The 25614-nt window shown below is 67.8% G+C and carries 26 protein-coding genes; 15 read left to right on the forward strand and 11 right to left on the reverse strand.

Features of this window, described 5'->3' with window-relative positions; translation table 11 throughout:
• Genes pgsA through EV655_RS09225 form a run of 3 tightly spaced genes read left to right on the forward strand, consistent with a single transcriptional unit; the run spans window position 1 to window position 1261 of the window.
• Window positions 1-567, forward strand: a complete 567-nt coding sequence (gene pgsA / locus EV655_RS09215; protein WP_132544052.1) for a CDP-diacylglycerol--glycerol-3-phosphate 3-phosphatidyltransferase — start codon at window positions 1-3, stop codon at window positions 565-567.
• Entirely contained in the window at window positions 564-812 is a 249-nt protein-coding gene (moaD, locus tag EV655_RS09220; RefSeq protein ID WP_132544054.1) for a molybdopterin converting factor subunit 1, read from the forward strand. The genes pgsA and moaD overlap by 4 nt, the downstream gene beginning before the upstream one ends.
• A gap of 2 nt (window positions 813-814) precedes the next feature.
• Window positions 815-1261 (forward strand): molybdenum cofactor biosynthesis protein MoaE, encoded by a 447-nt coding sequence (locus EV655_RS09225; RefSeq protein ID WP_132544056.1) that lies wholly within the window; start codon window positions 815-817, stop codon window positions 1259-1261.
• Between the two features lie 10 nt (window positions 1262-1271).
• Here the strand turns inward: EV655_RS09225 and EV655_RS09230 are convergent, their stop codons facing one another.
• From EV655_RS09230 to ubiA, 3 genes are all read right to left on the reverse strand, one after another.
• Window positions 1272-1598: a hypothetical protein gene (locus EV655_RS09230; RefSeq protein ID WP_132544058.1), complete on the reverse strand. Its 327-nt coding sequence runs from the start codon at window positions 1596-1598 to the stop codon at window positions 1272-1274.
• Complete coding sequence (locus tag EV655_RS09235) at window positions 1585-3474, reverse strand: OmpA family protein (RefSeq protein ID WP_132544060.1); 1890 nt, start codon at window positions 3472-3474, stop codon at window positions 1585-1587. Before EV655_RS09235 ends, EV655_RS09230 begins: the two co-directional genes overlap by 14 nt.
• Before the next feature lie 65 nt (window positions 3475-3539).
• Window positions 3540-4505, reverse strand: a complete 966-nt coding sequence (ubiA, locus tag EV655_RS09240) for a 4-hydroxybenzoate octaprenyltransferase (RefSeq protein ID WP_132544062.1) — start codon at window positions 4503-4505, stop codon at window positions 3540-3542.
• Window positions 4506-4518: 13 nt separating this feature from the next.
• On the opposite strand from ubiA, the gene EV655_RS09245 reads away from it, so the two are divergent.
• From EV655_RS09245 to EV655_RS09260, 4 genes are all read left to right on the forward strand, one after another.
• The gene (locus EV655_RS09245) at window positions 4519-5253 is read left to right on the forward strand and encodes a 16S rRNA (uracil(1498)-N(3))-methyltransferase (RefSeq protein WP_132544064.1); all 735 of its coding nucleotides are present in this window, start codon (window positions 4519-4521) and stop codon (window positions 5251-5253) included.
• Entirely contained in the window at window positions 5250-5771 is a 522-nt protein-coding gene (locus EV655_RS09250; protein ID WP_243645041.1) for a hypothetical protein, read from the forward strand. Before EV655_RS09245 ends, EV655_RS09250 begins: the two co-directional genes overlap by 4 nt.
• A 61-nt stretch (window positions 5772-5832) precedes the next feature.
• On the forward strand, window positions 5833-7203 hold the full coding sequence (locus tag EV655_RS09255) for a glutamate--cysteine ligase (protein WP_132544068.1): 1371 nt from the start codon (window positions 5833-5835) through the stop codon (window positions 7201-7203).
• Window positions 7204-7380: 177 nt separating this feature from the next.
• A complete protein-coding gene (locus EV655_RS09260; protein ID WP_132544070.1) occupies window positions 7381-7662 on the forward strand; it encodes a glycine zipper 2TM domain-containing protein in 282 nt (93 codons plus the stop codon).
• A 74-nt stretch (window positions 7663-7736) separates the two neighbouring features.
• Here the strand turns inward: EV655_RS09260 and EV655_RS09265 are convergent, their stop codons facing one another.
• The 5 genes from EV655_RS09265 to EV655_RS09285 form a co-directional block, all read right to left on the reverse strand.
• Window positions 7737-8084, reverse strand: coding sequence for an EamA family transporter (locus EV655_RS09265; protein ID WP_481404362.1), 348 nt, complete (start codon window positions 8082-8084; stop codon window positions 7737-7739).
• Window positions 8085-8233: 149 nt separating this feature from the next.
• Window positions 8234-8842 (reverse strand): glycerol-3-phosphate 1-O-acyltransferase PlsY, encoded by a 609-nt coding sequence (gene plsY / locus EV655_RS09270; RefSeq protein ID WP_132544073.1) that lies wholly within the window; start codon window positions 8840-8842, stop codon window positions 8234-8236.
• A gap of 4 nt (window positions 8843-8846) precedes the next feature.
• Window positions 8847-10121: a dihydroorotase gene (gene pyrC / locus EV655_RS09275; protein WP_132544075.1), complete on the reverse strand. Its 1275-nt coding sequence runs from the start codon at window positions 10119-10121 to the stop codon at window positions 8847-8849.
• Window positions 10118-10552, reverse strand: a complete 435-nt coding sequence (locus EV655_RS09280; RefSeq protein ID WP_132544077.1) for a hypothetical protein — start codon at window positions 10550-10552, stop codon at window positions 10118-10120. The genes pyrC and EV655_RS09280 overlap by 4 nt, the downstream gene beginning before the upstream one ends.
• Window positions 10545-11504, reverse strand: coding sequence for an aspartate carbamoyltransferase catalytic subunit (locus tag EV655_RS09285; RefSeq protein WP_132544079.1), 960 nt, complete (start codon window positions 11502-11504; stop codon window positions 10545-10547). Before EV655_RS09285 ends, EV655_RS09280 begins: the two co-directional genes overlap by 8 nt.
• Before the next feature lie 104 nt (window positions 11505-11608).
• Between EV655_RS09285 and EV655_RS09290 the strand changes: the two genes are divergently transcribed.
• The 5 genes from EV655_RS09290 (at window position 11609) to EV655_RS09310 (ending at window position 18504) form a co-directional block, all read left to right on the forward strand.
• Window positions 11609-12400: a uracil-DNA glycosylase gene (locus EV655_RS09290; protein WP_132544080.1), complete on the forward strand. Its 792-nt coding sequence runs from the start codon at window positions 11609-11611 to the stop codon at window positions 12398-12400.
• A complete protein-coding gene (locus tag EV655_RS09295) occupies window positions 12397-13002 on the forward strand; it encodes a metallophosphoesterase family protein (RefSeq protein ID WP_132544082.1) in 606 nt (201 codons plus the stop codon). The genes EV655_RS09290 and EV655_RS09295 overlap by 4 nt, the downstream gene beginning before the upstream one ends.
• Window positions 12999-13541, forward strand: coding sequence for a molybdenum cofactor biosynthesis protein B (gene moaB / locus EV655_RS09300; RefSeq protein ID WP_132544084.1), 543 nt, complete (start codon window positions 12999-13001; stop codon window positions 13539-13541). The genes EV655_RS09295 and moaB overlap by 4 nt, the downstream gene beginning before the upstream one ends.
• 102 nt (window positions 13542-13643) lie before the next feature.
• Window positions 13644-15110, forward strand: a complete 1467-nt coding sequence (locus EV655_RS09305; protein ID WP_132544086.1) for an efflux RND transporter periplasmic adaptor subunit — start codon at window positions 13644-13646, stop codon at window positions 15108-15110.
• 4 nt (window positions 15111-15114) lie between these two features.
• Window positions 15115-18504: an efflux RND transporter permease subunit gene (locus EV655_RS09310; RefSeq protein ID WP_132544088.1), complete on the forward strand. Its 3390-nt coding sequence runs from the start codon at window positions 15115-15117 to the stop codon at window positions 18502-18504.
• Window positions 18505-18552: 48 nt separating this feature from the next.
• Here the strand turns inward: EV655_RS09310 and EV655_RS09315 are convergent, their stop codons facing one another.
• The 3 genes from EV655_RS09315 to gloB all read right to left on the reverse strand — a co-directional run bounded on the left by EV655_RS09315 (window position 18553) and on the right by gloB (window position 22418).
• Window positions 18553-19131 carry a M23 family metallopeptidase gene (locus EV655_RS09315; RefSeq protein ID WP_165905314.1) on the reverse strand — a complete coding sequence of 193 codons (579 nt, stop codon included), beginning with the start codon at window positions 19129-19131 and terminating at the stop codon, window positions 18553-18555.
• Between the two features lie 26 nt (window positions 19132-19157).
• A complete protein-coding gene (clpA, locus tag EV655_RS09320) occupies window positions 19158-21488 on the reverse strand; it encodes an ATP-dependent Clp protease ATP-binding subunit ClpA (RefSeq protein WP_132544092.1) in 2331 nt (776 codons plus the stop codon).
• A gap of 162 nt (window positions 21489-21650) precedes the next feature.
• A complete protein-coding gene (gene gloB / locus EV655_RS09325) occupies window positions 21651-22418 on the reverse strand; it encodes a hydroxyacylglutathione hydrolase (protein ID WP_132544094.1) in 768 nt (255 codons plus the stop codon).
• 66 nt (window positions 22419-22484) lie between these two features.
• Between gloB and EV655_RS09330 the strand changes: the two genes are divergently transcribed.
• The 3 genes from EV655_RS09330 (at window position 22485) to atpA (ending at window position 25594) form a co-directional block, all read left to right on the forward strand.
• The gene (locus EV655_RS09330; protein WP_132544096.1) at window positions 22485-23231 is read left to right on the forward strand and encodes a class I SAM-dependent methyltransferase; all 747 of its coding nucleotides are present in this window, start codon (window positions 22485-22487) and stop codon (window positions 23229-23231) included.
• A gap of 263 nt (window positions 23232-23494) precedes the next feature.
• Window positions 23495-24055: a F0F1 ATP synthase subunit delta gene (locus tag EV655_RS09335; protein ID WP_132544188.1), complete on the forward strand. Its 561-nt coding sequence runs from the start codon at window positions 23495-23497 to the stop codon at window positions 24053-24055.
• Window positions 24056-25594 carry a F0F1 ATP synthase subunit alpha gene (atpA, locus tag EV655_RS09340; protein ID WP_132544098.1) on the forward strand — a complete coding sequence of 513 codons (1539 nt, stop codon included), beginning with the start codon at window positions 24056-24058 and terminating at the stop codon, window positions 25592-25594. It begins immediately after the preceding gene.
• Window positions 25595-25614: the final 20 nt, after the last annotated feature.

Here is a 25614-nt window from a genome sequence, read left to right on the forward strand (position 1 = left end):
ATGAGGTGGACCCTGCCCAATATCCTGTCCGTGCTGCGGCTCTTCGCGGCGCCGCTGTTCCCGGCGGTCTATTTCCTTTGGGACAGTCCGCTTGCGGACTGGATCGCGCTTTTCGTTTTCGTCGGCGCGTCGGCGACCGACTGGGTCGATGGCTATCTGGCGCGGAAATGGAACCTCGTCAGCCGGTTCGGCGCGATGGTCGATCCGATCGCCGACAAGGCGATGGTGCTGATCGCGCTGATGGTCGTGGTGGCGCATTTCGGGATGCCGGTCACGATCACCCTGGCGGCTGGCGTGATCTTCTTCCGCGAGGTCTTCGTCTCGGGCCTGCGCGAGTTCCTGGGCGCGCGGGCGGGCCAACTCAGGGTCACGAAACTGGCCAAGTGGAAGACCACGGTGCAGATGGTGGCGATCTCGGTGCTGATCGGCCACGGAATCGTGGCACAGCCCGCGGTCGAACTCATCGGCACCGCGCTGCTGGTGGTCGCCGCGGTGTTGACGCTTGTCACGGGGCTCGACTATTTCGCCAAGGCTTGGCCCTATCTCAGCGAGAACGACAGGCCATGATCGACGTGCTTTACTTTGCCTGGGTGCGAGAGCGGATCGGCCTGCCGAAGGAGCGGGTCGAGACATCGGCCGCGACCGTTGCAGAACTGGTCGAGGACCTGAAAGCGCGGGAAGAGCGCTATGCCGTCGCCTTTGCCGATCTCTCGGCGCTCAGGGTCGCGCTGGATCAGGAACTGGCCGAGTTCGACGCGCCGCTTGCGGGCGTTCGCGAGGTGGCGTTCTTTCCGCCGATGACCGGGGGCTGACCATGGCCGTTCGCGTCCAGGCCGCGCCCTTCGATTTCGGCACGGAATGTGGCGCCTTTGCCGCGGGGCGCACAGACGCGGGGGCGGTCGTGACCTTCGCCGGGATCGTGCGCGACGATGGCGGGCTGGCGCGGCTGGAACTGGAACATTACCCGGGCATGACAGAACGCGCGCTGGAGCGGATCGCGGCCGAGGCCACGCAGCGCTGGGCGCTGAAGGATTGCCTGGTGATCCACCGCCACGGGCCGATGCGCCCCGGCGAGACGATCATGATGGTCGCCACCGCCGCGCCGCACCGGGCGGATGCCTTTGCCGCGGCCGAATTCCTGATGGACTACCTCAAGTCCCGCGCGCCGTTCTGGAAAAAGGAATTCGGCACGGATGGTGCCGCCTGGGTGGCCGCGAAGGACGAGGACGAGGCCGCGCTGGACCGCTGGACCGGGGACTGAAGCGCCCCCCTCAGTCCGCGCTGATCCGTTCGACATAGGCGCGCAGATCCTCGGCCTCGGCGCGGGCATCCCGCAACCCCTCCATCGCCGCGCGCAGCTCGGCCTCGGATTGGCTGAGGCGGTTGGTCAGTTCGGCCTCGCGCTGGTGCAGATAGGCGATCGCCTGGTCGCGGCTCTCCTCGGCTTCGTGCAGGGCCTGTGCCATGTGGTCGAGATCGTCCATGTTCTCATGAGTCACCTGGCTGACGCGGTGCACCAGCCATGAGGCGAGCCATCCCATCAGGAAGGTCGCGAAAAGGACCAGCGTGGTCACGATGATGAATTCAGTCCTGTCCATCTGCCTCTCCGTCGCCTTCCGCGTCATCGCCATCCGCCGCCGCCGGCTCGGCTTCGGGGGCGATCAGCCGGAATTCGATCCGCCGATTCGCCTCGCGCCCGTCCTCGGTGTCGTTGTCCGCGATCGGCCGGCTTTCGCCAAAGCCGCGCGCGCTCAGGTTCGAGGTCAGCACGCGGCGCGCCATCAGCGCGGTCAGCACAGCCTCGGCCCGCTGCCGGCTGAGCGATTCGTTCATCTCTTCGCGGCCCTGGCTGTCGGTGTGGCCGCCGATCTCGATCCGGGCATCGGGACACCCGCGCAGCACCTCGGCGATCCGGTCCACGACGCGCACCGCTGAGCCTTCGATCGTGGTCGATCCGGGCGCAAAGGTGATCTTTTCCTCGGCGAGGATCTCGCCGATCCGCTCCACGCAGGCCTCGGGCGACGGCCGGCCCTCGGGCGTTTCCGGGGGCTCGACATAGGCGATGTCGATGTCGAAGACCTGCGCGTCGCCCAACCGGTCCGACAGCAGCCGCGCCACCCGCGCCTGGGCGGTGTCGTCCATCGTGAGCCCGGTCACCCGGACGAAGCCCGTCTGGACGATCACCGAGCCGTTGCGAAGCTGCGACAACGCCTCTAGCCCGGCCAGCACGCGGAGGGGCCAGCCCTCGGGCAGGCCTGCGTCGAGCCGCATCGCGGAATGGACGCTGCCCTGACCGAACCGTGCCCGGGCATAGCTTTCGGCGGCTGACTGCACCAGGGCGTCGGGCACGCGCCCGCGCAACTGGACAAGCCCCTCGGGGCTGAGGGTCGCGACGAATTCGCGGGGGCCATCGGCGGTGCCATTGCCATCGACCTTGACCGGGCCAGCCAGTGTTGCGGTCAGATCAAAGGGGGCGGGCAGATCGGCGCGGAACCTGTCCACCGCCTTGTCGAACCGCGTCCGGTCGGTGCCGGGGGCGGCGACCAGCGTGACGTTGCTATCCGAGAAGGTCAGCGTGCCGCTGCCGATCTCGGCCAGCGCGTCGATCCCGCGTGCGACCGCCTGACCCCAGGTCGGTGCGGGTACGCCAAGGCCAAGCGGGCAGTCGGCGGGCGCGACCACGCCGGCCCGGCGCGCCGCCTCGGCGATCAGCGTGGCGGCCTCCGCGGTATCGGCGGCGCAGGCGTCGAACCGGGCGCCCTCGTCGCCGAGCAGAAAGCGCAGGGTGAAGGGCGCGATCATTGGCCGCGGCGCCGAGATGTCCAGATCGAGCGTCACCCCCTCGGGCGCCGTGCCGCGCAGTTCGCGAGTGATCCGGTCGCGCTCGCGCGCCGTCTCGGCGATGGCGGCCACGGCCACCCGCCGGGACGCGATCGAGACCTTGGCGCTGTCGAACCGGCCCAGCGCCTCGAGCCCGAAGGCAAGCGCTGCCTCCCAGCCCGGGGGCGCGGGGTGGTCGGCGCTTTCCAGCATGTCGGTGACCGTCTGCCGGCCAGCGATCCGCCCAAGGTCGCGGGCCAGCCCGTCGCGATCCGTCGCCGCCGGAACCAGCCCGATCATCGAGATGCCCGAGGCATTGCGCAAGAGTTCCACCGTGAAGTCCGGCGCCGCCAGCGGGTTCGCCGGTTCGACCGTGATCCCGTCCAGCACATGGGCCGCGTCGATCACCGCGCCCGCAGCCGACAGGGCACGGAATCGTGCCGCCTCGTCCGGGGCCGTGCCCGACAGGCGGATCCGCATCCCGTCGGGTGTCGCCTCGGCCCAGGTCATCCCCTGGTCGGACAGGGCCGCGCGGACGGCTGCTTTGGTGCGGGTTTCGATCTGACCCACGGCCAGAACGGCGGCCAACAGGCAGAGCCCGGCCGCCAGCGTGATCACGGCCGGCGCGATCAGGCGTGAACTCAGGCGGGTCATCGGCGCATCCCGGACGTCTGGATCATGGGTCGTTCCTCTCTAGACCCGTGCAGCACCCCACGCAATCACGCGAGGATCGCGAGGCCGAAGAACAGCACCGGGATCAGCCCCGCGTCGCGGTTGGCGCGGAACAGCCGCAGGCAGGTTTCGGTATCGTCCGGGTCAAGCAGGCGAAGTTGCCAGTAGAGATGCGCACCGAAACCCGCGACGCCCAAGAGGCCGACGATCACCGCGGTCTGGCCCGCCGTGTGGGTCAGCGCGCCAAGCACCGCCAGCGCCATCAGCACGACACTGGCGATTCCGAATTGCCGCAACCGCAATCCGGTCTGTTCGCCGAACAACAGCGCCGTCGATTTCACCCCGATCAGCGCGTCGTCCTCCTTGTCCTGGTGGGCATAGATCGTGTCGTAGAAGATCGTCCAGGCGATGCCCGAGAGATACAGGAAGAAGGATGGCCAGCCCAGGCTGCCGGTATGCGCCGTCCATGCCAGCAGCGCGCCCCAGTTGAAGGCAAGGCCCAGGAACATCTGCGGCCAGTAGGTGAACCGCTTTGCGAAGGGATAGATCGCGACAAGAACCAGCGAGGCGATCCCCAGCGCGATCGCCGTGGTATTGAAGGTCAGCAGGATCAGGAAGGCCGTCAGCGACTGCAACACCATCCAGACGATGGCGTTCGACACGGTCACCTGCCCCGATGGGATCGGCCGCGACCGTGTGCGGGCGACACCCGCGTCGATGTCCCGGTCGGTGATGTCGTTCCAGGTGCAGCCCGCCCCGCGCATGAGGAACGCGCCGATGCCGGTGCCAATCACGATCCAGATGTCGATCCAGCGGAACCCCGTGCTGGCCGCCGCCAGCGCCACCCCCCACCAGCAGGGCAGCAGCAGCAGCCAGGTTCCGATCGGCCGGTCGGCGCGGGAAAGCCGCAGATAGGGCCGTGTCCACTCCGGCGCCCCGCGGTCGACCCAGTTGCCCCTGTAGGCATCGGAGACCTGGCCATCGGCCTCTGGCGTTTCGGATGTGTCAGGCATATCAATGACCCCCATGAGCGATACCCGGTCTGCGAAAGTCAGGCTCTATGTAGAGCAGCCGTTGGGGGAGGGGCAAACCGTTCCTCTGTCGCGGGAGCAGGCGCATTATCTCTTTTCCGTGATGCGGCTTGGGGTTGGCGATCCGGTGGGGGTCTTCGACGGCCATACGGGCGAGTGGTTGGCACGGATCGCCGATGCGGGCAAGCGGGATGGGGCGCTGGTCTGCGAGACGCGGACGAAACCGCTGCGCCTGCCGCCGGACCTCTGGCTGCTGTTCGCGCCGATCAAGAAGGCACGTACCGATTTCATCGTCGAGAAGGCGGCCGAGATGGGGGCCGCGCGGATCTGCCCGGTGCAGACCGATTTCACCAATGCCGAACGCATCCGCCGCGACCGGTTGCAGGCCCATGCGGTCGAGGCGGCCGAGCAATGCGGCGGCACCTTCGTGCCCGAGGTCTGCGACCTGCAACGGTTGTCCGACGTTCTGGATGCCTGGCCCGAGGGGCGGCGGCTGATGTTCTGTGACGAGATGCTGGCAGGGGCGGGGGCGGCCCTGGGCGATGCGGCCCGCGGCCCCTGGGCGATCCTGATCGGCCCCGAGGGCGGGTTTTCGGATGCCGAACGGGCGCGGCTTCGCAGCCTGCCCTTTGCTCATCCGGTCAGCCTCGGCCCCCGGGTGCTGCGCGCCGACACGGCCGCCGTGGCCGCATTGACCGTCTGGCAGCAGGCGCTGGGGGACTGGGGATGAGCGTGATCCGCCCGGAACTGCTCGCCAGGTTGCTGCGGTGGCGAGAGCTTCTCGGCGCCCTCGCGATCGCGGCGGGGGGCGTCTGGGTGATGACCTGGGGGGGCGCGTTCTATCTCGGGCTTGGTCTCCTGATCGTTCTGACCGGGCTTGGCCTTGGCCTGTCGGCGATCCGGCAACTCCGCTTCCGCGTCGGCGGCAGCGCGCCGGGCATCGTGCAGGTGGACGAGGGCCAGATCACCTATCTGGCGCCGCAGGGCGGCGGGTTCGTTGCGCTGTCGGAACTGGACGAAGTCGAGATGGTCTTCGATCTGACGGGCGCGCGGCTCTGGCGGCTGTCGCAATCCGGTTTCCCGACCGTCACGATCCCGGCGGCGGCACAGGGCGCCGAGGCGCTGTTCGATGCTTTCGTATCATTGCCGGGCGCGCGTCCCGGTCATATTGTCGCGGCACTCGACCGGCGCCCGGGTCAGGGCCCGGTCACGGTTTGGCGGCGCACCCGTCGCCCGGCCTTGACTTGACCGACCCCCCGTCGCAGGTGACGGGCGGAATGACGCGAACGAACCCGGAGGCCAAAGCCCGATGTCCATCCCCCAGTCCGGCGGCGGCCCGGTCGAGAATGTAGCGCAACTGGCCGAATATCTCGAAGCCGGGTGCAAGCCGAAGTCCGACTGGCGCATCGGCACCGAGCACGAGAAGTTCGGCTATGACAAGGCGACGCTGAAGCCGATCCCCTATGCCGGCGAACGGTCGGTTCTGGCGGTGCTGGAGGGGCTGCGCGACCGCCATGGCTGGGCGCCGATCCACGAGGGCGGCAACATCATCGGGCTGGAAAAGGACGGCGCCAATGTCAGCCTCGAACCGGGCGGACAATTGGAACTGTCCGGCGCGCCGCTGGAGACCATCCACCAGACCTGCGACGAGGTGAACGAGCACCTGCGCGAGGTCAAGGGCGTCGCCGATGAGATCGGGGTGGGCTTCATCGGGCTGGGCGCCGCGCCGATCTGGCGGCATGAGGACATGCCGGTGATGCCCAAGGGCCGCTATCGGCTGATGACCGACTACATGGACAAGGTCGGCACCATGGGCAAGACGATGATGTACCGCACCTGCACGGTACAGGTGAATCTGGACTTCGCATCCGAGGCCGACATGGTGCAGAAGCTGCGTGTGGCGCTGGCCCTGCAGCCGGTTGCGACCGCGCTGTTCGCCAATTCACCGTTCCTGGACGGCAAGCCCAACGGCCACAAGTCCTGGCGCGCGCGTGTCTGGCGCGACCTCGATCCGGCGCGCACCGGCATGCTGCCCTTCGCGTTCGAGGATGGATTCGGGTTCGAGCGCTGGGTCGACTACGCGCTGGATGTGCCGATGTATTTCGTCTACCGCGACGGGAAATATATCGACGCGCTGGGCCAGTCCTTCCGCGATTTCATGGCCGGGCGGCTGCCTGCGCTGCCCGGCGAGACGCCGACGCTGTCGGACTGGGCCGACCATCTGACCACCATCTTCCCCGAGGCCCGCGTCAAGAAGTTCATCGAGATGCGTGGCGCTGATGGTGGCCCGTGGCGGCGGTTGTGCGCGCTGCCGGCCTTCTGGGTGGGGCTGACCTATGACCAGGGCGCGCTGGATGCGGCTTGGGATCTGGTCAAGGACTGGGATGCCGAGACCCGCGATGCCTGGCGGGTGGCTGCCTCGGTCGAGGGGTTGCAGGCGATGGTGGGGGGGCGGTCCATGCTGTCGCTGGCTGCCGAGGTTCTGTTGATCGCGCAGGCGGGGCTGAAGGCTCGCGCCCGTCCCGGGCTGGGCGGCATGGTGCAGGACGAACGCCATTTCCTGCACGCGCTGGAGGACAGCATCGAAAGCGGCAAGGCGCCCGCCGACGAGTTGCTGGATCACTATCACGGCGATTGGAACGGCGATCTCAGCCGGGTCTACGAAGAATTCAGTTACTAGGATCCCGCCTTCGGAAATCCGCCGATTGCAGGGGGTGCCGGGAACCCCGGTCGGATTCTCGCGTTGATGCAACAGGGATGCATCTGACATCCGGTCAGGTGAGTCCTTGTCCAGCGCCTGGCCCAACGTTCGGAAGGGCGGGGGCAGGGTGCGCGTCAGTCGACGGGAAGGAAAACCATGTTGAGAAGTCTCTTTTTGACCGGCGTTCTTGGTGGCTCGATGGCCGTGATGGCGGGCTGCACCGATGACCGGAACATTAACGCCGCGACCGGCGCCCTGACGGGCGCGGCCGTTGGTAGCCAGATCGGCTCCGGCAGTGGCAGGACCGCGGCTGCGCTGGCCGGCGCTGCGGCCGGCACGGCCATCGGCGCCAATGCTGGCAACAGGTCGAGCAACCGGACCTGCCTCTATCGCGACCAACGTACCGGTGGAACCTACCGCGCGCCCTGTCCGAACTGAGGCCAGTTGCCGGAGGACCGCCGCTTCCTGCACGCGATCGAGGACGGCATTGAGATCACGGACGACGCGTGGTCTCAGTCGCCCCCATGCATGACGGCCACCGCCGCGAGTGCCAGCCCGATTCCCAGCGCGTCGCGCCAGGTTGCGGCCTCCTTGAAGACCACGATGCCCAGCAGGGCGAGGATGACCAGCGTTGCCGAGGAATAAAGCACGCCGATCATCGCCAGCGAATGTTGCTGCATCATGAAATACCACGCGATCGCCGGGATGCCGTAGCAGACTGCGCCGATCAGGAACACCGACGAGGTCATTCCGTCGGCGTGACCGGTGGACAGCTTGATGAGATAATCGCCGGTCACCGTGAGGCCCGTGGCGAGCACCAACCAGAAAAACGTATCCATATCCGACCTCCGGTGAGGGATCGAACTCTGCCCCGAGGGGGCGCCGAGCCAAGAAAAGGATGTGCTTGTCTGGAATTACAATAGGTGCATGCCGACCGGCGACAAAGCGGAAATGACGCAGGGTCAGGGAAACCCCACCCTGCGGTCACCCGGCCGCCTCGCCGGTGACATCAGCCCTTCTTGCCGATCTTCGGCTCGGTGCCGGCGATCAGGCGGCGGATGTTGGCGGCGTGGCGGACATAGATCAGCACCGCAAGCACGACGCCGAGGACCGCCATTTCGCCCCGGCCGAGCAGCACCGCCCAGACCGGCGCAAGCCCCGCCGCCACCAGCGCGGACAGCGAGGAATAGCGCAGCGCCGCCGCCACGGCGAGCCAGGTGCCACAGGCCGCCAGCCCCACCGGCCAGGCCAGCGCCAGCAACGTGCCGAGGAAGGTCGCGACCCCCTTGCCGCCCCTGAAGCCCAGGTAGACCGGGAAGAGATGGCCGAGAAAGGCCGCGAATCCCGCCAGTTGCGCGGCGTCCTCGCCCGCCAGCGCGCGCGCGACCAGCACCGCGATGCCGCCCTTGCCCGCGTCCAGAACCAGGGTCAGCAGGGCCGCCAGCTTGTTGCCGGTGCGCAGCACGTTGGTCGCGCCAATATTGCCCGACCCGATCTTCCTGAGATCCCCCAGCCCGAAGAGCCGCGCCATGACGATGCCGAAGGGCACCGCCCCCAGCAGGTAGGCCGCCAGCGCGACGAGGCCGAGGATCAGGGGCGCGGCTTCGATCGCGGGCATGGGCTCAGCCTTTCTCGTGGACGCGGGTGCCCGCGACCCAGGTGCCGAGAACCCGGCCCTGCATCCGGGCCCCGTCAAAGGGCGTGTTCCTGGATTTCGACCGCAGGGTGAAACGATCCAGCACGAAGGGTGCATCCGGGTCGAACATCACCAGGTCGGCGGGCGTGCCCCGGGCCAGCCGCCCGGTGGCCAGCCCCAGCCGCCGCGACGGGTTCAGCGACAGCGCCCGCCAGAGCCGCGGCAGGTCGATCGCGCCGGCGTGATACAGGCGCAGCGCCGCGGGCAGAAGCGTCTCCAGCCCCACCGCACCGCTCGCGGCCTCCTCGTAGGGCAGGCGCTTCGATTCCTCGTCCTGCGGCGTGTGCATCGACGAGATCACGTCGATCAGCCCGCTTGAAACCGCCTCGACCAGCGCCACCCGGTCGGTCTCGGCCCTGAGCGGCGGCTTGACCTTGAAGAAGGTGCGGTAGTCGCCGACGTCGAGTTCGTTCAGCGTCAGGTGGTGGATCGACACGCCGGCGGTCACGTCGCGGCCGTTCTGCTTGGCGCGGTCCAGCGCGGGCAGGGCGCGGTCCGTGGTGATCTGGTCGGCGTGGTACTTCACGCCCGTCATCTCGACCAGCGCAAGGTCGCGGTCGAGCGCCATGCGTTCGGCCATCGGCGAAACGGCGGGCAGGCCCCTCAGCGAGGCGAACTTTCCCGTGGTCGCGCAGGCCCCGTCCGACAGGCCCGGATCCTGCGGATGCGCGATCACCAGCGCGCCGAGGCTGCGCGCATAGGTCATCGCGCGGGACAGGACCTTGGTGTTCTCGACCACCCGGTCGCCATCGGTGAAGGCGACAGCGCCCGCATCCATCAGAAAGCCGATCTCGGTCATCTCGCGCCCCTCGCGGCCCTTGGTCAGCGCGGCCATGGGCTTGATCCGGACGGGCGAGGCGTCGCGGGCGCGGCGGGTGACGAATTCCAGAACCTCGGGCGTGTCGATGGCCGGTGCCGTGTCGGGCCGGGTGACCATCGTGGTCACCCCGCCCGCCGCCGCCGCCGCCCCCGCCGAGCCGAAGCTTTCCTTGTGCCGCTCGCCCGGTTCGCAGACCTTCACCCCGATATCGACGATGCCCGGGGCGAGGCAGCGCCCGGCACAGTCGATCACCGCCTCTGCGGGCGGCGCGTCGCCCCTACCGGTGGCAAGGATCGTCTCGCCCTCGATCAGCAGCCAGCCCGGCGCGTCGGTCCCGGCCTCGGGGTCGATCAGCCGGGCATTGGCAAACAGCGTCCTCATGCCTGCGCCCCCTTGGCCGCGTCGATCCGGTTCACCACTGCGTCGGGCTCGGCAAGGAACTTTATCAGGTGCTTGCTGCCCGTGCGCGTAATGACCTGCGCCGCGCTGCCCAGCTTGCGCACCTTGGCGATGTTCTCCAGCAGCACCCGCCGCCCGCCGGGGCCGATCAGAGCACGGTCGGTCAGCGTCCAGACCGCGCCCAGTTCCTCGCTCATCAGATAGGTCCCCCGCACCCCGATCCCGAGGATCGCAGCGACGATCCCGACCCAGGGGTGTGCATTTCCCACAAGCGCCAGCAGCACTGTCGCACCGATTCCGGCGACCGCCGCCATGAGAACATGCGCCTTGATATAGGTGCTGCGGTCGGCCCGAAATCTGGCGACGACACGTTCGCCCTCTTCCAGTTCGATCGGGGTTTTCGGGTCAAACATAGACGCCCCCCCCGGCCGCCCGTTCCGCCCGCAGGTTCCGCGCCAGAAGGTCCATCGCCGCCATACGGACCGCCACGCCCATTTCCACCTGTTCCTGGATCACGCTGCGGTTGATGTCGTCGGCCAGCGTCCCGTCGATCTCGACCCCCCGGTTCATCGGCCCCGGATGCATCACGATGGCGTCGTCCTTCGCGTGGGCCAGCTTCTCGGCGTCCAGCCCGAAGCGGTGGTAGTATTCCCGCTCGCTGGGGATGAAGCCGCCATCCATCCGCTCCTTCTGGAGGCGCAGCATCATCACCACGTCGGCGCCCTCCAGCCCAGCACGCATGTCGTCGAAGACCTCGACCCCGAACTCGGCCGCCTTGGCCGGGATCAGCGTCGGCGGGCCGATCAGGCGCACCCGGTTCTCCATCTTGCCCAGCAGCAGGATGTTCGACCGGGCGACGCGGCTGTGCGCGATATCGCCACAGATCGCAATCGTCAGCCGGTGCAGCCGCCCCTTGGCCCGGCGGATCGTCAGCGCGTCCAGCAGCGCCTGGGTGGGGTGTTCGTGCCGCCCGTCGCCCGCGTTCAGCACCGCGCAGTTGACCTTTTGCGCCAGCAGGTCCACCGCGCCCGATTGCGGATGCCGCACGACCAGAAGGTCGGGGTGCATCGCGTTCAGCGTCAACGCCGTGTCGATCAGCGTCTCGCCCTTTTTGATGCTGGACGCCTGCATCGCCATGTTCATCACGTCCGCGCCCAGCCGTTTGCCCGCGATCTCGAAACTGGCCTGGGTGCGGGTCGACGCCTCGAAGAACATGTTGATCTGCGTCAGGCCCGCCAGCACGTCGGAATGTTTCGACGCGCCCCGGCTGAGGTCGACGTACTGGTCTGCCAGATCGAGGATTGTACGGATATCCGCGGGTGTCAGCGGCTCGATGCCCAGAAGATGGCGCAAGCGGAACGTCATGGGGCCTCCGACCAGATCGCCCCGCTTATAGAAAGCGCGCCCGGCCCCGGCAAGGGACGCGATGGCCATTGCCGATGCCGCGGGGGCGGCCTAGCCTTGGGCCGATGGACCCCGCACTCGACCCCCATACTGCGCTGGCGCTTCTGGAATGGCAGATCGAGCTTGGCGCGACCGAGGCGATCGGCGAGACGCCGGTGAACCGCTACGAGGCCGTGCCCCCGGCCCGGCCAGCGGTTGCGGTGCCGCGTGCGCCCGCAATGGCCGAGGACGCCCCGTCCTTCGGCGCCGTCGACCCGGTCGAGGTGGCGCGGATGGCCGCCGCCGCGACGGGTGATCTCGGGGCGCTGCGCGACGCGATGGCAGCCTATGACCATTGCGAACTGAGGAAAGGCGCGAAGTCGCTGGTGTTTTCCGACGGCAACCCGGCCGCCTGCGTCATGGTGATCGGCGAGGCGCCGGGCCGCGACGAGGACATCCAGGGCAAGCCCTTCGTCGGGCGCGCGGGCCAGTTGCTCGACCGGATGTTCGCCTGCATCGGCCTTGATCGCGCTTCGCCCGATCCCCGGCACGCGCTTTACATCACCAATGTCCTGCCCTGGCGCCCGCCGCAGAATCGCGACCCCGAGCCGGCCGAGGTGGCGATGATGCTGCCCTTTCTGAAACGCCACGTGGATCTGGCGAACCCCGGGATACTCATCCTGATGGGCAACCATTCCTGCGGCGCGCTGCTGGGCCGCAAGGGGATCACGCGGCTTCGGGGGAACTGGGCACAGGCGCTGGGCCGGCCGGCGCTGCCGATGTTCCACCCGGCCTACCTGCTGCGCAACCCGCATGCCAAGCGCGAGGCCTGGCATGACCTCTTGATGCTTCAGGCCCGATTGCGGGGGGCGCCATGAGGATCCTGGCCTTTTCCGACCTGCACCTGTCACACGACGCGGCCGAGGCGCTGGTCGCCGCCTCGGCCCGGGCCGACCTGGTGATCGGGGCTGGGGATTTCTGCAACCGGCGCGAGGGGCTGGATCGGGCGATGGCGATGCTGTCGGGCATCGCCGCGCCCTGCGTCATGGTCCCCGGCAATTGCGAAAGCGCGGACGAGCTGCGCGCGGCCGCGCCGCCCGGGGCCACGGTGCTGCACGGCGAGGGCTGCGAGATCGGCGGGCTTCGGCTCTTCGGGCTGGGCTATGGCATCCCGCCGACGCCCTTCGGGGCGTGGTCCTGCGACATGACCGAGGACGAGGCGGCCGAGCGGCTGGCCGCGTGCGAGCGGACCGATATCCTGGTGCTGCACTCCCCGCCCAAGGGCATCGCCGATGTCACCGGGGGGTGGTTCCCGGTCGGGTCGGTCGCGATCCGCGACGCCATCGCGCGGGTTCAGCCCCGGCTTGCGGTATGCGGGCACATCCACGATTGCTGGGGGCGCGAGGGCATGATCGGCGAAAGCCGCGTCGTCAACCTCGGCCCTACCGTCAACTGGTTCGAGATCGGAGCCCGGCCATGAGCCACAGCGCAAAGACCAAGGACTTCATCCCCGTCCGCATCGCCGTGCTGACCGTGTCGGACACCCGCACGCCCGAGGACGACCGCTCGGGCCAGACGCTGGTCGACCGGATCGCGGCGGCGGGCCACATCCTTGCCGCCCGCACCATCCTGCCCGACGAGCGGGCGCAGATCGCGGGCCAGCTTCGGGAATGGTGCGCCGATCCGGGGATCGACGTGGTGATTTCCACCGGCGGCACCGGGCTGACGGGCCGCGATGTCACGGTGGAGGCGCACCGGGACGTCTACGAGAAGGAGATCGAGGCCTTCGCCACGGTCTTTACCATCGTCTCGATGCAGAAGATCGGCACCTCGGCGGTGCAGAGCCGCGCGACCGGGGGCGTGGCACAGGGCACCTATCTCTTCGCGCTGCCGGGCAGCCCCGGTGCCTGCAAGGACGCCTGGGACGAGATCCTGGTGCATCAGTTCGACTACCGCCACCGGCCCTGCAACTTCGTCGAGATTTTTCCGCGTCTGGACGAGCACCGGCGACGGAAATGACAGCGTTATCCGTAACGGGGAAGTGGCTTGGCGGATCAGGGCCTTGCCACTATCTGATTGGTGCGCGCCACTGATCCCCCGCGCCGGAAAGGAAGCCAGCAGATGAGATTTCTCCGCCGCAGCCTCGTGGGGGTGTTCCTCGTGGCCTTGACGGTCGGTCTGCTGAGCTATGCCGGGTACATGGTCAGTTCGGCGATCCAGGCCCGCCTGAACGACCGGCCCGCCGAGCGCCCCGCCCGCGAGCGGGTCTTTGCCGCGAATGTCGTGACCTTGACGCCCGAGACCATTGCGCCCGTGCTGACCGCCTTTGGCGAGGTGCAGTCCCGGCGGACGCTGGAGCTGCGCGCCGAGGCGGGCGGACGGGTGGTCGAGTTGCATCCCGCCTTTCAGGAGGGCGGGCGCGTCGCGGCGGGTGAACTGATCCTGCGGGTCGATCCCGCGACCGCGCAATGGGCGCTGGACGTGGCGCGCACCGACCTGTCCGAGGCCGAGGCCGACCTGCGCGACGCCCGGCGCACGCTGGAACTGGCCGGCGAGGAACTGGCCGCGACCGAGGAACAGACGCGGCTGCGCAAGCTGGCCCTGGCCCGGCAGGAGGATCTGCGCGCCCGCGGCGTCGGTACCGATGCCGCGGTCGAGGATGCGGCGCTGGCCGCCGCCGCCGCGAACCAGGCCGTGGTCGCCCGCCGCCAGGCGCAAGCCCAGGCCGAGGCGGCGCTTGCGACCGCGCGCACGGGGCTCGACCGCGCGCGCATCCGCCTGGCCGAGGCCGAGCGGGCGCTGGCCGATACCGAGCTTTACGCGACCTTTTCCGGCACGCTGAGCGACGTGAGCCTGGTCGAGGGCGGGCTGGTCTCGACGAACGAGCGGGTGGCCGACCTGATCGACGCAGGCGCGCTAGAGGTCGCGTTCCGCGTCTCGACCGAGCAATACACAAGGCTCATCGACGCGAATGGCGCCTTGCGCCCGGCCACGGTGTCGGTCGTTCTGGACGTGTTCGGGGCCGACCTGACCGCGACGGGGCGGCTGACCCGCGAGAGCGGATCCGTGGCCGAGGGGCAGGTGGGCCGGATGCTTTATGCCGATCTCGATGCGGCGCCGGGGTTCCGCCCCGGCGATTTCGTGACCGTGCGGGTCGAGGAGCCGCCGCTCGAGTCGGTCGCGCGGTTGCCCGCGACGGCGGTCAGTTCCGCGTCCGAGGTTCTGGTTCTGGCGGCCGACGACCGGCTTGAATTGCACCGGGTCGAGCTTCTGCGCCGTCAGGGCGACGAGGTGATCGTGCGGGCGTCCGGGCTTTACGGCCGCGAGGTGGTGACCGAACGCTCGCCGCTGCTGGGAGCGGGTATCAGGGTACGCCCGCTGCGCCCCGGGGCCGGGGATGCCGCCGCCGCGCCCGCCCAGCCCGACATGGTCGAACTGACGCCCGAGCGCCGGGCGGCGCTGATCACTTTCATCGAATCGAACCCGATGATGCCGCAAGAGGCCAAGGCGCGCGTCCGGGCGCAACTTGAACAGTCGCAAGTCCCCGCTCGGGTTGTCGAGCGGATCGAATCCCGGATGGGGGGCTAGGCCCTTGGCACGACTTGTTCCCAGCGCGGCCGGGGGCGTGCTGTCCTACTTCACTCGCCACCGGACGGCCGCGAACCTGCTGCTCGTCGTGCTGATCGCCCTTGGCCTTGCCGCCATGCCGCGGATGCGGGCCCAGTTCTTTCCCGATGTCGTGATCGACAGCGTGACGGTTTCGATCACCTGGGAAGGCGCGGGTGCCGAGGACGTGGATGCCGGGATCGTGCAGCTTCTGGAACCCGCGCTGATGGCGGTCGAGGGGGTCGAGGAAACCCAGTCGCGGTCCTCCGAGGGCCGGGCCATGGTCACGCTGGATTTCGAACCCGGCTGGGACATGGGCCGCGCCGCAGACGATGTGCAGGTGGCCGTCGACAGCATCACCGACCTGCCCGAAGAGGCCGAGGAACCCGAGGTGCGCCGCGGTGCCTGGCGTGACCGGGTGACCGATGTCGTCATCACCGGCCCGGTCGGCGTGGACCAACTGGCCCGTTTCGCCGACGAACTGGTGGCGCGCCTGTTTGCCGTGGGAGTGACGCGCACAACGATCCAGGGCCTTGCCGCACCCGAAACCATCGTCGAGGTTCCGTCATCCGAACTGATCCGGCACGACATCTCGATGGCCGAGATCGCCCAGGTCATTGCGGCCGAGGCCGCGACCGACCCCGCAGGCGACGTCTCGGGCGGCAATGCGCGGGTTCGCACCGGCGTCGAGAAGCGCAGCGCCGACGAGATCGGGGGGCTGGTGCTGCGGTCGAACGACGACGGGTCGAAACTGACCATCGCCGACATCGCGACCGTGCGAGTCGAGGGCGCGGACCGCGAACGCACCTATTTCGTGCGCGAGGATCCTGCGATCTCGATCCGCGTGGACCGGTCCGACAAGGGTGATGCGATCGAGATGCAGCGCCAGGTCGAGGAGGTCGCGGCCGAGCTGCGAACAACGCTGCCCGCGGGCGTTTCGGTCGAACTGATCCGCACCCGGGCCGAGTATATCTCGGGCCGGCTCGACATCCTGCTGGACAACGGGCTGATGGGGCTGGGCCTGGTGCTGGCGCTCTTGTTCCTGTTCCTGAACGCGCGCACGGCCTTCTGGGTGGCGGCGGGCATCCCGGTGGCGATGCTGGCAACCGTGGCGCTGATGTATGCCTTTGGCCTCACGATCAACATGATCTCGCTTTTTGCGCTGATCATCACGCTGGGCATCGTGGTGGACGACGCCATCGTGGTGGGCGAGCACGCCGATTTCCGCGTCCGGCGTCTGGGCGAGGATCCCGTCACCGCCGCCGAGAACGCCGCGCGCCGGATGGCCGCGCCGGTCTTCTCGGCCACGCTGACCACGATCATCGCCTTTCTTGCGCTGGTGGTGATCGGCGGGCGCATGGGCAACATGATCGCCGACATCCCCTTTACCGTGATCGCGGTGCTGACCGCCTCGCTGGTCGAGTGCTTTCTGATCCTGCCCAACCACATGGCGCACGCGCTGGCCCACTCCGCCAGGGAACACTGGTACGACGCGCCTTCGCGCGTCTTCAACCGCGGGTTTCGCTGGTTTCGGGAACGGATCTTTCGGCGCTTCATGCAGCTTGTGATCCGGGGGCGCTATCCGGTCCTGGCGCTGACGATCCTGCTGCTGGCCAGCCAGGTGGCTCTGCTGATCCGGGGTGACGTGCCTTGGCGGTTCTTCAACGCGCCCGAGCAGAGTTCCGTCTCGGGCAATTTCGCCATGCTGCCGGGTGCGAGCCGTGCCGACACGCTGTCGATGATGCGCGAGATGCAGCGCGCGGCCGATGCGGTGGCGGCGCGCTACGAGGCCGAACATGGCGTGAACCCCCTCGACTACGTGATCGCCGAGATCGGCGGGAACACCGGCCCCGGGCTGGCGGGCGCCGACACCAAGGACGCCGACCTGCTGGGCTCGATTGCGATCGAACTGATCGACCCGGACCTGCGTCCCTATTCGTCGTTCCAGTTCGTGGCCGAGCTGCAGGACGAGGTGCGCCAGCACCCCAAGGCCGAAACCGTCAGCTTCCGCGGCTGGCGGTCCGGGCCCGGGGGCGATGCGATCGACGTGCAGTTCTACGGGGCGGATGCCGGTACACTGAAATCGGCCGCCGAGGCGCTGAAGACCGCGCTTGCGCAGTATGGCGAGGTATCGGCGGTCGAGGATTCGATGGCCTATGACAAGGACGAGCTGATCCTTGACCTGACGCCCCAGGGTGCGGCGCTGGGCTTCACCATGGAGGAGCTTGGCCGCGTGCTGCGCCATCGCCTGAACGGGATCGAGGCGGCGACCTATCCCGACGGGCCGCGTTCGGCCGCAATCCGGGTGGAACTGCCCGAGGACGAATTGACCGCCGATTTCCTCGAGCGGACATTGCTGCGCGCGCCCTCGGGCGAATACCTGCCGCTGGCCGACATCGTCTCGGTCGAGAGCCGCACCGGCTTTTCGACGGTGCGGCGCGAGAACGGGCTGCGCGTCGTGTCGGTCACCGGCGATATTTCCGAGGACGACCCCGCCCGGGCCGAAGAGATCATGCGCGAGATCGAAGACGTGATCCTGCCCCGGATCGAGACGGATCACGGCGTCGCCTGGCGCCTCTCGGGCCTGTCCGAACAGGAGTCCGAGTTCATGGCCGACGCGCTGCTGGGGCTGATCTTCGGGCTGATCGGCATCTATCTGACGCTCGCCTGGATCTTCGCCAGCTGGTCGCGGCCGGTGGTGGTGATGGCGATCATTCCCTTCGGGCTGGTCGGCACGATCTACGGCCACCTGGTCTGGGACGTGCCCTTGTCGATGTTCACCGTGGTGGGGCTGATCGGGATGGTGGGGATCATCATCAACGACTCGATCGTGCTGGTCAGCACGGTGGACGAATACGCCGAGACGCGGGGGCTGTTGCCCGCCATTGTGGACGGGGCGGCCGACCGGCTGCGGCCGGTTGTGCTGACGACGTTGACCACGGTCCTGGGGCTTGCGCCGCTTCTGTTCGAGAAGTCCCAGCAGGCGCAATTCCTCAAGCCGACGGTGATCACGTTGGTCTACGGGCTGGGCTTCGGGATGGTGCTGGTGCTGCTGGTGGTTCCGGCGCTTCTGGCGATCCAGCAGGATGCAGGCCGGCAACTGAGGGCGTCGCGTCGTGCGCTGCGTGCTCGCGGCCGCGGGATCGGGCGGGCCACGCAGGGTGCCGCCGTGGCGCTGGCGGTTGTCTTCGCGGCGACAATCGGCGTGGTGCTGGTGACCGGTGATCTGCCGGGCGGGCTGGCAGCAGAGGGCGGTGCGGCCATGGCGGTTGCGCTGGGCCTGTTTCTCGCCGGGGCTGTGATCGTGCTGGTCCTGGCCTATGCCGCCACGGTGCTGGACCTTCGCCGCACCTGGGGCGGTTCCGGGAAATCCTGAAACCCGGGCGCCGCGACCGGGTACGCCGCGGGGCAAAGAACGCAATCGCTAGAACGCGCCGTCCCGGCGGGGATACGCTGGAGGGGCCTGCCAGAGCGTTCGCCGGGGCCGCCCGTCGCAGGCTACAGGATCGTCCGGGGCGAAGGGGTCTACGACCGAACCCCGTCGCCGCAGTTCGAAGCCCAGCATTGCGCGCCCCGCCCCGCCGCTGGTGCCGACACTGCCAAGCCGGGTTCCCTTGGCGACCCGCCGGCCTAGGGGAACGGCGACGCTGCCCTGGGCGAGGTGGCAGTAGCGGGTCTGCCAGTGGGCGCCATGGTCGATGACGACGCCGTTGCCGCAATCGGCAGGTGTCGTGTTGTCGGTGGGCTGGGGGGTGTCTGTCAGACCATCGCGCAGCGCGATGACGGTGCCCGGGGCAGGGGCCAGGACCGCGGTGCCGGGCGGAGCGGCGAACTCGGTCCGGACGAGCCCGTCCCGGCTGAGCGGTCCGCAGGTATAGTCCGCCGTCCCGGGCCCCGGGTCGCGGTCGACATGGGCAAGGATCGTGCAGTCGTAACCCGGCCAGCAATCGAGAGGGACCGCCAGAAGAATATCCCCCGCGGCCGGGCGGGCCGCGAGGGACAAGGCAAGCGCCGCGATTGCGCCGAGGATTACTCGGCCGTCAGCAACGGCGGTTTCTTCGAGTCGATGCGGCGTTTCTCGGGTTCCTCGATCTGCAGGTCGATCTCGCCATCCTTTATGCCGACCTTGACCACGCCACCCTTGGCGAGCTTGCCGAAAAGGAGTTCCTCGGCCAAAGGCTTCTTGATTGTCTCCTGGATCACGCGGCTCAGGGGGCGTGCGCCCATCTTGTCGTCATAGCCCTTGTCCGCCAGCCACTCGGCCGCGGGTTTCGTCAGTTCGATGGTCACGTTGCGGTCCATGAGCTGCGCCTCGAGCTGCAGGACGAACTTCTCGACCACCTGCAGGATGACCTCCTTGGGCAGCGGCTGGAAGCTGATAACCGCGTCCAGACGGTTGCGGAATTCGGGCGTGAAGGTCCGCTCGATGGCGGCCGTGTCCTCGCCCTCGCGCCGGTCGCGGCCGAAGCCGATGGCGGCCTTGGCCTGTTCGGCGGCGCCCGCGTTCGAGGTCATGATCAGCACCACGTTGCGGAAATCGACCTGCCGGCCGTTGTGGTCGGTCAGCTTGCCGTGGTCCATCACCTGCAACAGGATGTTGAACACGTCCGGATGCGCCTTCTCGATCTCGTCGAGCAGAAGTACGCAGTGTGGGTTCTGGTCCACGCCGTCGGTCAGAAGCCCGCCCTGGTCAAAGCCGACATAGCCGGGCGGCGCGCCGATCAGGCGGCTGACCGCATGCTTCTCCATGTATTCCGACATGTCGAAGCGCAGCAGTTCCACGCCCAGCGTCGAGGCAAGCTGCTTGGCCACCTCGGTCTTGCCGACGCCCGTGGGCCCGGCGAAGAGGTAGTTGCCGATCGGTTTTTCCGGTTCGCGCAGCCCGGCGCGGGCCAGCTTGATCGCAGACGCCAGCGCCTCGATGGCCTTGTCCTGTCCGAAGACCACGCGCTTGAGCGTTGCTTCGAGATCCTTCAGCACCCTGGCATCGTCCTTGCTGACATTCTTCGGCGGGATGCGCGCGATCTTGGCCACCACGGCCTCGATTTCGCGGGTGCCGATGGTCTTGCGCCGCTTGCTTTCGGCCAGAAGATGCTGGGCCGCGCCCGCCTCGTCGATCACGTCGATCGCCTTGTCGGGCAGCTTGCGGTCATGGATGTAGCGCGCGGACAGTTCCACCGCGGTGCGGATCGCATCCGAGGTGTATTTCACGTCATGGTGTTCCTCGAAATAGGGCTTGATGCCCTTGAGGATCTTGACCGCGTCTTCGACCGTGGGCTCGTTCACGTCGATCTTCTGGAACCGGCGGGACAGCGCGCGGTCCTTTTCGAAATGCTGGCGGAATTCCTTGTAGGTGGTCGAGCCCATGCAGCGCAGCTTGCCACCCTGCAGCGCGGGCTTGAGCAGGTTCGAGGCATCCATCGCGCCGCCCGAGGTCGCACCCGCGCCGATCACCGTGTGGATTTCATCGATGAAGAGGATCGCGTCGGCATGGTCCTCAAGCTCGTTCACCACGGCCTTCAGCCGTTCCTCGAAATCGCCCCGATAGCGGGTGCCAGCGAGCAGCGCGCCCATGTCGAGCGAGTAGATCGTCGACTTTGCAAGCACGTCCGGCGTCTCGCCCTTGACGATCTTGCGCGCGAGGCCTTCGGCGATGGCGGTCTTGCCGACGCCCGGATCGCCCACCAGAAGCGGGTTGTTCTTGCGCCGACGGCACAGGACCTGGATGCAGCGCTCCACCTCCTGCTCGCGGCCGATCAGCGGATCGACGTCACCCTTCTTGGCCTTGGCGTTCAGGTCCACGCAATATTTCGACAGCGCGGATTCCCGGCCGTCACTGCTTTCGGACTGGCCGTTCGGCTGAACCTCTTCCTCGAAATCGCTGGCTCCGGTGACGGGGCGATGCTCGCCGAACGAGGGGTCCTTGGCCACGCCATGGGCGATGAAGTTCACCGCGTCATAGCGCGTCATGTCCTGCTCCTGCAGGAAGTAGGCGGCGTTCGACTCCCGTTCCGCGAAGATCGCGACCAGCACGTTCGCACCGGTCACCTCGGTGCGGCCCGAGCTTTGCACATGGATCGCGGCGCGCTGGATCACGCGCTGGAAGGCGGCGGTCGGCACCGCTTCGGACCCCTCGATATCGGTGACGAGCGTCGAAAGCTCGTCCTCGATGAACTCGGTCAGGGTCTTGCGCAGATCGTCCAGGTCGACCGAACACGCCTTCATCACCTTTGCGGCGTCCGGCTCGTCGATCAGCGCCAGCAGAAGATGCTCGAGCGTGGCCAGTTCATGCCGTCGGGCATTGGCCAACGCGAGCGCGGCGTGGATGGCTTGCTCGAGTGTGTTCGAAAACGAAGGCACGAGACGTGCTCCTTTCTGCATGCGGCCGATCGGGGCGACACCCTGTCTCAACCATGGCCTCTTGAGATTAAGTTTTGGTGTTTGCTGGCGCGCTTCAAGTTTTTTCTGTTCAAATCTTGACCGCGGCAACGGAAACGCCCTGTTTTTCGGCATTTCCCTTGGTCAAAATCGGTCCTTGCGCCCCCGGATCTCGCCGAAAACCGCCGCATCGGCCGCTCCTGCCATCCCGACCGCTTCCTTGACCTCGGGGCGCCCGGCACGCAGGAACGGATTGGTGGCGAGTTCCTCGGACAGCCGCGAGGGCACCGTGGGCTGGCCCGCGGCGCGCCGCGCGGCGACGTCCTCGACGCGCGCCAGGAGCGCGGGGTTGTCCGGTTCGATGGTCAACGCGAAGCGGCCGTTGGTGGCGGTGTACTCGTGGCCCGAAAAGACCAGTGTCTCGGGCGGTAGCGCGGCAAGCTTGCCAAGGCTCGCCCACATCATCTCGGCCGTCCCCTCGAACACCCGTCCGCAGCCCAGCGCCATCAGGCTGTCGGCGGTAAAGACCGCGCCGGAGGCGGGAAAGTGGTAGGCGATGTGGCCGACCGTGTGACCCCAGACGTCCAGCACATGCCCCGTCTCGCCGCCGATCGTCACCGTGTCGCCCTCGGCTACGGCGAGGTCGAGCGGCGGCAGTCGGTGGGCGTCGGACGCAGCCCCCACCACACGGGCGCCATGGGCCGACCTGAGCGGTTCGACCCCGCCCACGTGGTCGTGGTGGTGATGGGTGACCAGGATGTCGGTCAGCCGCCAGCCGCGATCGGCCAGCGCCGCAGCGATTGGTGCGGCCTCGGGGGCATCGACGACTGCCGTGGCACCCGTCGCGGCGTCGTGGACGAGATACGCGTAGTTGTCGCCGAGGCAGGGGATGGTGACGATCTCCAGGGGCATGGCAATCTCGCTCCGCGTCGTTATCTTGGTTCCCGAGACACTGGCCCAAAGGCAGCACGCGCCGCAATGCATCTGGACGTTCTGGACCTGAGGAACTTTTACTACCGCACCAATCTGGGGCGCGTGGCGCAACGGGCAATACGCGACCAGGTGGTGGACATCTGGCCCGAGGCCAAGGGCCAGACGGTTGCGGGCTTCGGCTTTGCCGTGCCGCTGTTGCGGCCCTTCACTGTGGACGCGCGGCGGGTGATCGCGCTGATGCCGGGCCAGCAGGGGGTAATGCCCTGGCCCGCGGGGGCCGAGAATGTGTCGGTGCTGTGCGAGGAGACGTCCTGGCCGCTGCCGGACGGGTTTGTCGACAAGCTGATCGTGCTGCATGGGCTCGAGACCAGCGAGAACCCCACCTCGGTGCTTGAGGAGTGTGCGCGCGTGCTTGGCCCGGGCGGGCGGGCGCTGTTCATCGTGCCGAACCGCTCGGGGCTCTGGGCGCGGCGCGACGGCACGCCCTTCGGGTTCGGGCGGCCCTATTCCAATGGCCAACTCGAATCGCAATTGCGCCACCACGGCTTCGAGCCCGAGAGTCACCGCGCGGCGCTGTTCGCGCCGCCGACGGCCCGGCGATTCTGGCTGAGGACGGCGAGCATGTGGGAAAACGCGGGCCGCCGCATCTCTGCCTATTACGCGGGCGGTGTGCTGATCGTCGAGGCAACCAAGCGCGTCTACCGGCCCACGGGGCTTTCGGTAAGGGCCGACATGCCCCGTCCCCTGCGCATCCTCGAAGGGCTGCCCAAGCCCGGCGCCGAACCCGCCTGAGCCCCAGTCAATCAAGGGAATCGCTGCCCCGCAGCATGCGCCGCCACGCCACGTCCGCCACGGGCCTTTTCGCTTGCCAACGCATGCCTGCGGCGCGACCGTGACTCTGGCGCGAATAAGGCCCTATAGGCGGTTGCGAGGTTTCGTTGCCTCTGCTACACCCACGCCGATTTCTGAGCGTGCCGGTGGGGGTGCGCTGCTTGATCTGCCCCTTACCCGTTCCCGCGGCGCAAACAGGGGCCATAGATATCGGAAGGGTTGACGTGTCCGAACCAGCCTCGATTTCGTCCGGCATCGCCGCGCGATACGCCACCGCTCTGTTCGAGATCGCCAAGGAAGCCAATGCCGTTGCGGCCCTTGAGGCCGATGTGGAAATCATCGATGCGGTTCTGACGGATAGCGCCGATTTTCGCGCTCTCATCGCCTCGCCGATCTACACGCGTGAGGCGCAGTCGAACGCCATCGCGACGCTTGCGCCCAAGATGGGGATCGGCGCGATGACCGCGAACACGATGCGGCTGATGGCGTCCAAGCGGCGGCTTTTCGCGCTGCCGCAACTGGTCGCCCGGCTGCGCGCGCTGATCGCCGAGCACAAGGGCGAGATCAGCGCCGATGTGGTATCGGCCCGGCCGCTATCGGATGCGCAGAAGGCGAAACTCGCCGCGGCGCTCAAGGCCAATGCGGGCAAGGACGTCAAGATCAATGCCACCGTCGATGAGCGTCTCATCGGCGGGCTCGTTGTCAAACTGGGCTCGAAGATGATCGACAGCTCGATCCGCACGCGCCTGAGTGCACTCCAGAACACCATGAAAGAGGTCGGATAAATGGGTATCCAAGCAGCTGAGATCTCTGCGATCCTCAAGGAGCAGATCAAGAATTTCGGTCAGGAGGCCGAAGTCGCAGAGGTGGGCCGCGTGCTGTCGGTCGGCGACGGGATCGCCCGTGTCCACGGCCTGGACAACGTGCAGGCCGGCGAGATGGTGGAATTCCCTGGCGGCATCCGCGGCATGGCGCTGAACCTCGAGGTCGACAATGTCGGTATCGTGATCTTCGGCTCGGACCGGGACATCAAGGAAGGCGACACGGTCAAGCGCACCAACTCGATCGTGGACGTGCCGGTGGGCGACGCGCTGCTGGGCCGGGTGGTCGATGGTCTCGGCAACCCGATCGACAACAAGGGCCCGATCATGGCAACCGAGCGCCGCGTCGCCGACGTCAAGGCGCCCGGCATCATTCCGCGCAAGTCGGTGCACGAGCCGATGGCGACCGGCCTGAAATCGGTCGACGCCATGATCCCGATCGGCCGCGGCCAGCGGGAACTCATCATCGGCGACCGCCAGACCGGCAAGACCGCCGTGGCGCTCGACACGATCCTGAACCAGAAATCCTACAACGAGGCCGCCGGCGACGACGAGAGCAAGAAGCTCTATTGCGTCTACGTCGCCGTGGGGCAGAAGCGCTCGACCGTCGCCCAGCTGGTGAAGAAGCTGGAAGAGACCGGCGCCATGGCCTATTCGATCGTGGTGGCCGCCACCGCGTCCGACCCCGCACCGATGCAGTTCCTCGCGCCCTATTCGGCAACCGCGATGGGCGAGTATTTCCGCGACAATGGCCGCCACGCCCTGATGATCTATGACGACCTGTCGAAACAGGCCGTGGCCTACCGCCAGATGTCGCTGCTGCTGCGCCGCCCGCCGGGGCGCGAAGCCTATCCGGGTGACGTTTTCTACCTCCATTCCCGCCTGCTGGAACGTTCGGCCAAGCTGAACGAGGATCACGGTGCGGGTTCGCTGACGGCACTGCCGATCATCGAGACCCAGGCGGGCGACGTGTCGGCCTACATCCCGACCAACGTGATCTCGATCACCGACGGCCAGATCTTCCTGGAAACCGACCTGTTCTATCAGGGCGTCCGCCCCGCCGTGAACACCGGTCTGTCGGTCAGCCGGGTGGGCTCGTCGGCCCAGACCAAGGCGATGTCCTCGGTCGCGGGCCCGGTGAAACTGTCGTTGGCCCAGTATCGCGAGATGGCGGCCTTTGCCCAGTTCGGCTCGGATCTCGACGCTTCGACCCAGCGTCTGCTGAACCGTGGTGCGCGCCTGACGGAACTGATGAAGCAGCCGCAATACTCGCCGCTCTCGAACGCCGAGATCGTCTGCGTGATCTATGCCGGCACCAACGGCTATCTCGACAAGATCGCCGTCAAGGATGTCGGCCGGTACGAGTCGGACCTGCTGAACTTCCTGCGCAACAAGCACCGCGACCTGCTGGATGACATCACCAACAACGATCGCAAGGTGAAGGGCGAACTGGAAGACAAGATCAAGGCGGTGCTCGACGAATTCGCCAAGAACTTCGCGTAAGAGCGCGGGTCAGGACCGGA

This window comes from Rhodovulum euryhalinum (genome assembly GCF_004342445.1).
GTDB classification, from domain to species: domain Bacteria; phylum Pseudomonadota; class Alphaproteobacteria; order Rhodobacterales; family Rhodobacteraceae; genus Rhodovulum; species Rhodovulum euryhalinum.